We start from the raw sequence: 11,775 nt of genomic DNA, 5'->3' as shown, positions 1-11,775 counted from the left end.
GACCTTGCCCGTTCTGGGCAGCACATACCCCGCATCAACCCGGGTCAATTCTCAGTGATAATCCCGGGTCAATTCTCGGCGCTACTCAACAGGTGGCGGTCTCCCACCAGGACGGCGCGATCAGCATCATCGCGGCGCTATCCGGCGCCGCAACGACACCGTTGCTATAGACCGCTGGCTCATTCCTTCGTCCCGTCGCGATAGGCCAGGAGCCGCAGCGCGTTGACTACGACCAAAAGTGTCGAGCCTTCATGGACAGCCACCGCTGGCCCGATGCCCAACCCAAGGATAGTCGCTGGAACCAGAAAGGCTACGACGCCCAGGCTTACGAACACATTCTGGCGAATGATCCATCGGGTATGTCGGCTGAGGCCAACGGCAAATGGCAGATGCGCAAGGTCGTCGGCCATCAATGCGACATCGGCCGTTTCGAGAGCAACGTCTGACCCGGCCGCGCCCATCGCAATTCCGACCGTAGCCGTGGCCATGGCAGGTGCGTCGTTGACACCATCCCCGACCATGGCGACTTTTGCCTGCGCCCTCAGCTTCTTGATCGCCTCAACCTTATCGTCGGGCATGAGGTCGCCCCACGCCTCGTCGATGCCGACCTGCTTGGCGACGGCATCCGCCACCCGCTGATTGTCGCCAGAGATCATAATCATGCGCTCGATGCCGAGCGCCCGCAGCTTCTCAAGGGTAGCGCGCGCCGCCTCACGCGGCGTATCCAACAGCCCGATCGCACCGAGATCCTGACCATCCCGGCGCACGATCATCGATGTGAAGCCACCTTTGCGCAGCTCCTCGATCGCCTCTGCCATTTGCGTGGAAAGCGGCGGAATGCCATCGTTCCCGAACATTTCCGCCTTGCCGATCAGCACTTCATCAACGTCCACAAGCGCTGAAACACCCCGCCCAGTCATGCTTTTCAGATTGCTGGCCTCCGGGATCGGCCTATTTCGAACATAGTCCCTGCCATCGCGCGCAATCGCCTGCGCGAGCGGATGATCGCTCAGCGATTCCACCGCCACTGCGATGGCCATCAGTTCTTCCTCTTCAACACCGGGTGCGGTGATGACTTTCTGGATGCGCGGCTCGCCTTTGGTGAGTGTCCCCGTCTTGTCGAAGGCTATGGCGTTGAGAGAACCCAGCAGCTCCAACGGCGCGCCACCCTTTACCAGCACGCCACCGCGCGCTGCCCTGGCCACCCCTGACAGAACCGCACTGGGCGTTGCGATGGCGAGCGCACAGGGGCTGGCCGCCACCAGCACCGCCATGGCCCGATAGAAGCTGTCGCGGAATGGCTCATCGACCACCACCCACGCGAACAGGAGGATGAAGGCCAGCGCGAGAACAGCCGGGACGAAAACACGCTCGAACTTGTCGGTGAATCGTTGGGTCGGCGATTTCTGCGTCTCTGCTTCGCTCACCATCTTGACCACCTTGGCGAGCGTGCTTTCGCTCGAAAGCCGTATCACCTCGATTTCGAGCAGCCCGCTGCCATTGATCGTACCGGCGAAGACGCGAGACTCTGCATCTAGCCTATCGACGTTTGCGCGCGCAGCTGCGGCGTCCGCGACCGGCTTTTTATCAACGGGCATGCTCTCGCCCGTGACAGGAGCCTGATTGATTGCGCTGGTCCCCTTGATGACGAAGCCGTCGGCGGCCACCCGCTCATCCGGCTTGACGACGATGACGTCGCCGATCGCTAGTTCCTCCACCGGGACTTCATGGGTGCTTCCATCCTTGCCGCGAACCAGGGCGGTCCTTGGTGCCAGCTCTGCCAACGCCTCGATCGCGCGCTTCGCGCGCCCCATGGCATAGTGTTCGAGCGCGTGACCCAGGCTGAAGAGGAAGAGCAGCAACGCGCCTTCGGCGAAGGCTCCAAGCGCGGCGGCACCGGCAGCCGCGACCAGCATAAGCGTATCGATTTCGAACTTGCGGAGTTTCAGATTGTCGATGGCCTCGCGCAGCGTAAAAAAGCCGCCGAAGAAATAACCTCCGATATAGCAGGCCGTCGGCAACCACGATGGCGCCCCGACCAACAGCTTTTCGATGCCATAGCCTATCCCCAGCAATGCACCGCACAGCAGCGCAAAGATCAGCTCGGTATTGGCGCCGAAAATGCCACCATGTTCATGGTCACCGTCTTCGCTGCCATGGTCGTGTCCAGCATGGCTTTCCTCAGCCTTCGCCTTTTCCGAGCCGTGGGAATGCCCTGAATGATCCTCTTGCGCCTTGGTACGAGCGATCGGCCTGACGCCCATCCCAGCCAGCCCCGACAGGATGATCTTGTCGGAAGTCTCTTCCCGATCAAACTCGACCCGAACCTTGCCCGATGCATCCGCGCTGGCCTCCAGCACTCCGGGGAGACCGCGTAATTTATCGCCCACGGTCCTGGCCCGACGTTGATGCCCGATACCTGTCATGTCCCAATGGGCATGGCCATAGCGGTCGCTGATCGAGGCACCCGCGCTCTGAACGAAGTCGCGGATGCGCTGCATTGAAAGCTGGTCGGGGTCGTAGTGGACGCACAGCTTTGCCGGCGCGCCATCGACGGCCGCGACGACATGCGCCGTTTCGACCCCTGCCCTTCCCTCGATGGATTTCAGCAAGCGACCGACGCAAGCATCGGCAGTGTCCGCTACCTCCGGCAGCACCAGCGGTATATCGAGTTTCAGCTTCTCGGTCATGCGTCCATCTCCGATCTTTCGATTGCTTCATGCAGAGCAAATGGGTGGATTGAGCCGCGCCTGATCATTTCTGCAGCCCATGATTGGCAAGCCAGGCGCGCATTCCTGCGATTTCCTTCCGCTGGGCTTTGATGACCTCACTGGCGAGGCGCCGAACCTCTGGGTCGCGCCCATATTTCAGTTCGACCTCGGCCATGGCGATCGCCCCTTCATGGTGGGGAATCATGGCGCGCATGAAATCCGCATCGGCGTCACCTGAAAATGGGACGTCCATCGCCCCATGCATCTGGCTGTTGACGGCCCGATATTCGGTGGTCGAAGCAGCCTCTGTAGGGGCAGGCGATGCGCGTTGGTGATCGGCATGCTGCGCCGCCGCCGGCGAGGATATTGCCATAACGGCCATGTTCAGCCCGATGAGCGTCACGCCCTTCATTCGATATGATGTCATTTCAGCCCTGCCTCTCGATTTGCGCTCGCTTCATTCCCGGCGTCCTTGAGAATTTCGAGACCGCCCTTGATGGCTATGGCGGCCGTCAGAAATCCGACGATCAGGTCGGGCCAGTTGGTTTTCAGCCAAATGACCAAGCCGCCGGCGACCAATATTCCGCCGTTCGAGACGAAATCGTTGAAGCTGAAGGTTGTGGCTGCCCGCAGATTGACGTCGGGGGCGTCAAGTTTCTGAAGCAGTCTGAGGCAGACATAATTGACCACCCCCGCTATTGCCGACATGACCATCATATCACTGCCGATCGGCTCGCTGCCGTAGAGATAGCGACGCACCACGTCGGCAAGGATGCCCACGGCAAAGACCAGCAGCATGATCCCTGACACAGAAGCTGCGCGGGTCTTCCACGCCGGGCCACGGGTTAAAGCCGCAATGCTGAGCGCATAGACGGCGGCATCTGAGAGATTATCGACACCATTGGCGATCAACGCGCTTGAATCGCCGACCAATCCAGTGACAAAAAAAGCCGCCGATATGGCCGCATTCAACAGCAAGACGATCCAAAGGGTCCGTCGTTCGATTGCCGAGGGTGAATTGGGAGGGATCTCAGCCACCTGCACCCTCCTTCATGGAGTTCCCAATGGCCTGTTCTGAGCGGATGCGAAGGCACCGCACAGCCTTGCGATCAGGACGGGTCATCGTCAGTGCGCCACTGCCCGAGATGGAGACGTTGAGATTATGGCCCACATAGGTCAGGCCAGTTGCCGGCGCCGACAGTCGCACCGGCTTTTCGGCGGGTAGCCGAGCAATATCCAGGGTCAGACCGTCAGCCAGAAAGTCGGCGTCATATTTGTAGCCGTCGTCACAGGCGTAGATTTGCTCACCGATCAGCGCCGGCAGCGAACTGCGATCATGCTTTCCGTCGGGATCATCGCCGGCAGATTGTTCGGAACATGCCGTCAGAACGGCTATCGCCGCTGCGCCCCCCAGAACGAGCAAGGGCAGCGGCAACAAACCTTTAGTCCTCCACTTGCTCATCCAACATCTCCGCTGTGCATATCTATCGCCATGGGCGCCCGAGGGGGCGCGGCGCCCATGGCGCGGGCCATCTCGCACGTCCCGAAAGGCTCAAATCGGTGCGGTGGCCGGTTCATATTCGATCAGTCGAACAGGTTACGCAGGAAGCCTTTGCGCCCACCATGGCCGCCGCCGTGGCTGCTCCCGTGGCCGCTGCCATGCTTGCCGCTCCGGCCATGTTTGTCACCGAACATGCCCAGCGTGCTGTTCGGTTCCTGATAGGCCGGCTGCTCGGCCATGCTGCGTTCGATGATCTTGTCGAGTTCGCCGCGATCGAGCCAGACGCCCCGGCATTGCGGGCAATAATCGATTTCGATGCCTTGCCGCTCGCTCATGACGAGATCGACTTTGCAAACGGGGCAAGGCAGGCCTTGATGGGCAGCATTATCTACCATGACTAATCCTTTCATATGGGGCGCGCCGACGGCGGCGCGCCGATGCGATCGGTGAAACGGAACGAGGATTCGGCTCAGTCATTGGCCGATCCGCGTGTCGGGGCCGTCGATACGAGTTTGAGTTGCGTCTTGCCGTGGGGCGGACGTAACGCGCGCTTCTTGAGGGCTTTCAGCAGGGCAAAATCATGCTCCTGCATTTCTTCGCGTATGGTGCGACGCGAGAGCCAGCCCGAGATGTTGCCCAGCCCGCCTCGGATTTCGAAGACATGGCGCACTTCTGAGCCGGTCTTGGCGGGGAGGATTTCGTAGCGCTCGCTGAACTTGAAAAAGCTGCTGATCTGCCCGCGCCAACCGAACCCCTGCGGCTTGTTGATATTGTCGATCTCGACCCACAGCCTGACCCGGCGCCAATCGAACAACCGAAACGAGAGCTGGGCGTGGGTTGCCTGAGCATTGAGCCGACCGAACCGATAGTGCGGATGCCAATGCTCATATCCGGCAAGCTCCGAAATGAAGCTCCAGCTCCTCAACTGTGAAATCGGCGCCATAAAAACGGTTTCCTCAATCATGTTCGAATTCTCACTGTCTTCGAGGACGGGGAGACCATGACGCACATGCCCTCACCCTCGCTCATCAGTGTTGAGGTTGCGGATGCTGTTCGCCGCCTTGCAGCTCTTCATGCTCTTCAAGATCCTCGTAGAGAGGAATCTCGCGCCGGCCGTAGCGGGCATAGAGCGTCGGAAGCACAAACAAGGTGAGCAGCGTTGCCGAGATGAGACCGCCAATAACCACGGTCGCGAGAGGCTTTTGGACCTCAGCGCCAGCACCTGTCCCCAAGGCCATCGGCACGAAGCCAAGGCTTGCGACCAATGCCGTCATCACGACGGGGCGAAGACGTTGGATCGCTCCGGTTCGGGCGGCCTCTGCCCTGTCCATTCCTCGTCGCATAAGTTCCTGAATGGAGGAGACCATGACGAGGCCGTTCAGCACCGCGATACCGGACAACGCGATGAAGCCCACAGCGGCAGATATGGAGAAGTCTATGCCCCGCAAGAACAGGAGCAGCACGCCACCAACCAGGGCCAGAGGAACACCCGTGAAGACGATAGCCGCGTCGCGAGCTGACCCGAGCGCCCCATAGAGGAGCATCAGGATAAGTACGAAACAGGCCGGGATCACGAGTTGCAGCCGCTCGCGCGCGGAGGCCAGATTTTCAAACTGGCCGCCCCAGACGAGATAGCTGCCTGCTGGCAGGCGCACGTCCTTGGCGATGGTAGCCCGCGCATCTGCCACGACGCTGGCGATGTCGCGTCCACGAACATTCGCCTGCACCACAACACGGCGTTTTCCATTCTCACGGCTGATCTGGTTTGGACCATCCACGATCCTGATGTCGGCGACGCTCGCGAGGGGTACGAACTTGCCCCCAGGAAGAGGAACCTGGACCTGCTGTAGCGTCGATAGGTCAGCGCGTTGGGCTTCCGATAGACGGATCACCACCGGAAAGCGCCGATCCCCTTCGAAGATCATCCCGGACTCGCGACCGCCCAAAGTTGCGGTCACGATGTCCTGTACGTCCTGCGCAGTCACACCGACGCGGGACATGGCATCGCGATTTACCCGGATATCGAGCATGGGAAGACCCGTGGTCTGCTCGACCTTGACGTCCGCAGCGCCCTGAGTGCGCCTGAGAACGCTGGCGATCTTCTCTGCGGTGGCGTTCATGGCGTTGAAGTCGTCGCCGAACACCTTGATCGCTAGATCGCCTCGCACGCCAGCAATCAGCTCATTGAAGCGCATCTGGATCGGCTGTGTGATCTCATATGCGTTGCCGGGGAATTTGTTCAGGTTGGCTTCGAAGCGAGCGACTAGATCCGCCTTTGTGAGACTCGGGTCGGGCCATTGGTCGCGAGGCTTGAGGATGATGAACATATCGGTGGCGTTGGGCGGCATGGGGTCCGACGAAAGTTCGGACGTGCCTGTTTTGGAGAAGACGAACTGCACCTCCTTTTGAGCCGTAAGCATCTTCTCGATGGGAACCTGCATAGCCTGGCTCTGCTGGACAGAGGTGGCAGGGATACGAAGGGCCTGGATGAGGAGATTGCCTTCATCGAGTTGGGGAAGAAAGACCTGGCCGAGCGACATGAACGCCGCGATGGCCAGCACGAAACCGCCGACACCCGTGCCTATGGTCAAGGTTGGCCGGTTCATCGCTTTGTCGAGACCGGGTTCATAGCGGGCCTTCAGCCAGCTCATGATCCGACCATCCTTCTCATCGACACGATTGGACAGCCAGATAGCGATCGCTGCCGGGACGGCCGTCAGTGAGAGAACAAAGGCAAAAACCAACGCGATAATGACGGTAAGCGCCATTGGCACGAAGGTCTTGCCCTCGACACCTGTCAGGGTGAGCAGCGGGACATAAACAAGGATAATGATGGCCTGGCCATAGACCGAAGGCCGGATCATCTCGCGCGCCGCCGATGCGACAACATTCAACCGCTCATGAAGGGTCAGCACGCGACCTTCATGTTCCTGGCGATGCGCCATACGACTGAGCGCATTTTCCACAATGATGACGGCACCATCGACAATAAGACCGAAGTCGAGAGCGCCCAAGCTCATAAGGTTGGCAGACACGCCGGCTTTGAGCATCCCAAATCCGGTCAGCAGCATCGTCACCGGAATGACCATCGCGGCGATGAGTGCGGCGCGGAAATTTCCGAGCAGAGCGAACAGAACGACGATGACGAGCAGTGCACCTTCACTCAGATTCTTCGCGACCGTCTTGATGGTTGAGTTAACCAGTGCGGTTCGATTGAGGACCGGTTGCACAACGACGTCAGGCGGAAGCGATGCCTGAATTTCCTGCAAGCGGTCTGCTACGGCCGTCGACACGGTACGGCTATTCTCGCCGATACGCATGATGGCAGTCCCAACGACGACTTCCGTGCCATTTTCGGATGCCGAACCCATACGTATGGCCTGCCCGGTTTTGACGGCAGCAACCTGGCCAAGGGTAATGGGCGTCCCGTCGCGCGTGGCGACGATGATCCGCGACAATTCGTTGGCGTTGCGGACAAGGGCGTCGGAGCGAACAGCCAGCCCTTCACCATTGCGATTGACAAATCCGCCGCCAACGCTGGTGTTATTGCGTTCGAGCGCAGTGCCGAGATCGGTGAGGGTGAGGCCTAGCGAGGCAAGCCGCTGGACATCGGGGACAACCTGAAATTGCTTCACATAGCCGCCGATGGAGTCGATGCCGGCGACGCCCTTGGTGTTCTTCAGCAATGGGCTTACGATCCAGTCCTGCGTGGTACGCAGATATGTGGCCCGTTCAGTCTCGTCAGTGAGGCGGTCGCCTTCCGGGGTGATATAACTTCCGTCAGGCTGCATGCCGGGTTCACCGGGCAGATGCTTGTCGTCCTTGCGGTGCTGAAGCTTGACGGTCCACATATAGACCTCGCCCAGACCCGTGGAAATCGGACCCATTTCAGGGACAGCTCCCTTGGGGAGATTTTCCGAAACCCCGGTTAGACGCTCGCCGACTTGTTGCCGGGCAAAATAAATGTCCGTCGATTCATCGAAAACAGCCGTGACCTGCGCAAAACCGTTCCGGCTAAGCGATCGCGTATTATCAAGGCCAGGGATACCGGCGAGTGCTGTTTCGATAGGAAAGGCCACCTGCTTTTCGACCAGTTCGGGCGAAAGGGCAGGCGCCTTGATATTGATTTGCACCTGATTGTTGGTGATGTCCGGCACCGCGTCGATCGGGAGACGATACAGGGCGACGGCGCCGATAACGGCGGCTATGGCGGTCAGAAGCAGGACGAGCCAGCGCTTGTGAACCGCCCAATTCACGATTGGGGCGATCATCGGCTCAATCCTCCGCCGCTTCGCTCTTGCCGAGTTCGGCCTTGAGCGTGAAGCTGTTGACGGTAGCGATCTGCTCGGTGCCCTTCAGGCCCGAGCGCACGATTACACTGGCGCCGCTGCTGTCGCCCAACGTAACGGGGACGGCCTGGAAGCCAGTCTTGGTTCGGACGAAAACGACCGACTTGCCCTCGTCGGTTTGCACCGCTGTCGTGGGCACGCTGATTGCGCCGTCCCCTCCGCTGCCAGTGAGCTGGACAGAAGCCGTCACCGGCTCGCCCACCCGCCATTCCATATTCCGATTGTCGAGCGTAGCGATGACCGGGACCAATCGCGTCTGTGCATCGAGCGCAGGAGACACGAAGCTGACCTTGGCCGTCGCTTGACGACCCGCGGCCGTCACCGTGACGAGATTGCCCGGCTTAACCCGACCCGCGTCAGCGGGTTGTAGGTTGAGCGACAGCGAAACGCTGGAAAGGTTGGCGATGCGATAGAGTTCAGCATCCGCCGCGACGGTCTGACCCAGAACAACGCTGCGCGAGATGACCTGACCGGAAACGGGCGCTGCAATGCCCAGACGGTTGAGACCGCCCCCACCCCCACCGGCGGCGGAGACCTGCTGCTGCGCCTGATTATAGGCAATCCGCGCTTCGATGGCCGCAGTTCGAGCAGCAATCAGATCCTGCTCCGGCGACACGCGCTGCGCAAACAGTCGCTGTTCGCGCGCCAGGTTGGAGTTTGCCAACGTGAGACGGGCGCGAGATGCCTCAACTTCGCCCTTGAGCTGCGCCGCTTCTCGGCTTTCTATGACGGCCAGAGTATCCCCGCGCCCCACCGACTGACCAAGATTCCGGGTCAACGATACGACACGCCCGCCAATCGCTGCCGATACGACTTGTGTGCCTTGCGGATCACCCTCGATCGTCGCCGGCAGCTCTAGCGTTCCTCCCCCTCCCACGGTCGGCCGAGCAATCTGGATGCCTGCCGACGCGATTTGGTCCGGCGAGAGCGTTATCTTGCCCTCGACGGGGGAAGCATCTGCCTGCTGCTGGTTGGCGGGGGCCGTCTCATTGCTGGCCTCGCTGCCGCCACCACAACCGGCGAGAAGAAAGGCCAAGGTCAGTGGCATTAGAAGCGCAGTGCTTTTCGTAAGTTTCATAGGATCAATTCCCCTGTTCTGGCGCGGGAGCGGTGAGACGCTGCAACCGGGCCTTGGCGTTCTGGTACGAGGCGAGTGCGTCGATCGCGGCGACGCGCGTGTCGGCGAGGGTCCGTTCGGCATCGAGCAAATCGAGCTGTCCGAACTTGCCTTCGCGATACCCGACACGAGCGATGCGGGCGGCCTCCTGCGCTGCTACAAGTGCAGGCCCGCTGGCATTGCGCGCCGTGGTCGCGGCATTATCAGCCTCGGCCTGGGCATCGGTAATGGCCTGTTCTACATCGAGCGCGGTCATACGACGCTGAGCTTCTGCGCGACTGCGTTCCGCGCTTGCCTGCGCCACCGCTGCCCGACCGGAATTGAACAGCGGTATCGGGATCGAAACGGAGAAGACCGCCGCGATATCCTTGCTGACCTCAAGACGCCGGAGCGCCGGACCGACCGTTACATCTGGAACGCGCTGGGATTTTGCGAGCTGGACGCCGGCGTCGGCGATGGCAAGATCCGCATCGGCCGCCGCCATGGCCAGCGTTCCAGCGCTTTCTACCGAGTTGGGGCCGTAAGTAGCAGGTGGCAGCAAATCGAGCACGGCGGTATCCAGCGGCCCGAAAATGGGCTTGCCGATCCGACGCGCGAGATTGGCACGCGCCGCATCCGCGAGCCTGGCTGCCCGCTCCGCGCCCGCTTGGGCATTCAGCCGTGCAACATCTGCCCTTTGCTCTTCGATCGGCGAAGCGCGACCCGCCTGAACCCTTACCTTGGCGGCATTAAGAGCATCTTGCGCGATACGAAGCTGATCGCGGGCCGTCACCACCCGGCGTTCCGCCGCAATCGCATCGATATAGAGTGCAGTCACCTGCACCCGAATATCGGCTTGGGTGATAGCCGCGATTAGCACGGCCCTGTTCGATTGGGCGTCCGCTACCGCAATGCGCGCCGAACGCTTCCCGCCCAGCTCGATCGGGATATTGACCCCAACAGTCGTTTCGGCTTGGCGAAAACCGCCATACGGCCCCGAACCAACGACGTTCTCAACCTGGCTCTGGACAGTAGGGTTAGGGCGGAGGCCCGCCACGGTCCGTCCCGCGCGAGCTGCATCGATCCCAGCCTGAGCCGCATCTGCTGCTGGGGCGCTTCCGCCTGCGGCCGCGACTGCATCATCGAGAGTGAACACAGCCGCTACAGACTGCTGCGCCGTTAGATTATCCTGTGCTTGCGCCACGGCGACGCAAGACGTGGCAGCCAGAAAGGCCGCAATGATCCTGTGCATGTAGAAATTCCTGATTGATAGGCATCAATCTGCGCACCCGGAATACGGGCGACAGTCAGTTGACTTTCAATCAGGCGATAGGAGGCCGCAAATCAGGCCCGACGGACCAACGACCGGGAACCGCCTCATCGACGGTCATCAGCGTTTCCGTGACGATAGCGAAAACGGTCGTCTCAGTGGCGCGGGCGGGCAGGAAGGAGACCCCACCGTGGCAACCATGATGATGGGGAACAGCTTTATCGGAATCGCCCTGCGATTGATCGCCGTCCCCTTCACTGTGAACTTGGCCAGAACATTCGATGCTGGTCTGGGTCGCAGAGAGTGTCGGGTTTGGAACTTCGTTGGCATGCACGGTCGCTACGGTCGTAAGCGACACGACAAGCATGCAAAGAAGGAGGAAGCTCCAGCGAAACATGGAGAGGCCTCTAGCCGATTTTCTGCGACCTGTCATTGCAAAGTCCATGCGGAGGCAAAAGAGGTCTTTGTGAGGGCTGCGATGTCGCCCTGCGCAACTGGTATCGATTCAAGCGCAGACGTCCCGTCGACAGGACGTGAAAACGCGAACGCGGCGATAGCCGTGTGCGTTTCGCCAGTCTTTGAGCAGTGGGCTTGCGCCATGTCTGATCCGATTCGCGTCGTTACGGCCTGTCATATGCACCCTGAAGTTACTATAGGGTCAATATGAAAATTGGCGATCTCGCGAAACAAACGGGCACCCGCGTCGAAACCATCCGCTATTGAGGGCATAGCGTACTTTCCACGCTATGCCTGTTGAGTAGCGCCGAGAATTGACCCGGGATTATCACTGAGAATTGACCCGGGTTGATGCGGGGTATGTGCTGCCCAGAACGGGCAAGGTCAAGGTT

At 60.5% G+C, this 11,775-nt stretch carries 10 protein-coding genes; all 10 read right to left on the bottom strand.

Annotated features, from left to right (window positions below):
• Positions 1–179: 179 nt before the first annotated feature.
• The 10 genes from BGP00_RS07500 to BGP00_RS07455 all read right to left on the bottom strand — a co-directional run bounded on the left by BGP00_RS07500 (position 180) and on the right by BGP00_RS07455 (position 11,324).
• Positions 180–2,690 carry a heavy metal translocating P-type ATPase gene (locus BGP00_RS07500; protein ID WP_127709245.1) on the bottom strand — a complete coding sequence of 837 codons (2,511 nt, stop codon included), beginning with the start codon at positions 2,688–2,690 and terminating at the stop codon, positions 180–182.
• Positions 2,691–2,754: 64 nt separating this feature from the next.
• Positions 2,755–3,123 carry a DUF305 domain-containing protein gene (locus BGP00_RS07495; RefSeq protein WP_127709247.1) on the bottom strand — a complete coding sequence of 123 codons (369 nt, stop codon included), beginning with the start codon at positions 3,121–3,123 and terminating at the stop codon, positions 2,755–2,757.
• An 11-nt stretch (positions 3,124–3,134) separates the two neighbouring features.
• Entirely contained in the window at positions 3,135–3,740 is a 606-nt protein-coding gene (locus BGP00_RS07490) for a cation transporter (RefSeq protein ID WP_127709549.1), read from the bottom strand.
• Between the two features lies 1 nt (position 3,741).
• Positions 3,742–4,173 carry a hypothetical protein gene (locus tag BGP00_RS07485; protein WP_246027386.1) on the bottom strand — a complete coding sequence of 144 codons (432 nt, stop codon included), beginning with the start codon at positions 4,171–4,173 and terminating at the stop codon, positions 3,742–3,744.
• A 122-nt stretch (positions 4,174–4,295) separates the two neighbouring features.
• Positions 4,296–4,607, bottom strand: coding sequence for a zf-TFIIB domain-containing protein (locus BGP00_RS07480; RefSeq protein ID WP_127709249.1), 312 nt, complete (start codon positions 4,605–4,607; stop codon positions 4,296–4,298).
• 74 nt (positions 4,608–4,681) lie between these two features.
• On the bottom strand, positions 4,682–5,176 hold the full coding sequence (locus BGP00_RS07475) for a hypothetical protein (protein WP_127709251.1): 495 nt from the start codon (positions 5,174–5,176) through the stop codon (positions 4,682–4,684).
• A gap of 64 nt (positions 5,177–5,240) precedes the next feature.
• A complete protein-coding gene (locus BGP00_RS07470; protein WP_127709253.1) occupies positions 5,241–8,483 on the bottom strand; it encodes a CusA/CzcA family heavy metal efflux RND transporter in 3,243 nt (1,080 codons plus the stop codon).
• Positions 8,484–8,487: 4 nt separating this feature from the next.
• Positions 8,488–9,639, bottom strand: coding sequence for an efflux RND transporter periplasmic adaptor subunit (locus tag BGP00_RS07465; protein WP_181953045.1), 1,152 nt, complete (start codon positions 9,637–9,639; stop codon positions 8,488–8,490).
• A 4-nt stretch (positions 9,640–9,643) separates the two neighbouring features.
• Positions 9,644–10,909 (bottom strand): TolC family protein, encoded by a 1,266-nt coding sequence (locus BGP00_RS07460; protein WP_127709255.1) that lies wholly within the window; start codon positions 10,907–10,909, stop codon positions 9,644–9,646.
• A 70-nt stretch (positions 10,910–10,979) separates the two neighbouring features.
• Complete coding sequence (locus BGP00_RS07455) at positions 10,980–11,324, bottom strand: hypothetical protein (RefSeq protein ID WP_127709257.1); 345 nt, start codon at positions 11,322–11,324, stop codon at positions 10,980–10,982.
• Between the last annotated feature and the right edge of the window lie 451 nt (positions 11,325–11,775).

It is taken from the genome of Novosphingobium sp. 63-713, assembly GCF_001898925.1.
In the GTDB taxonomy this organism is placed as follows: Bacteria; Pseudomonadota; Alphaproteobacteria; order Sphingomonadales; family Sphingomonadaceae; genus Novosphingobium.
Note: the sequence above shows the minus strand (reverse complement) of the source record. Positions and strands in the feature narration are given on the sequence as shown.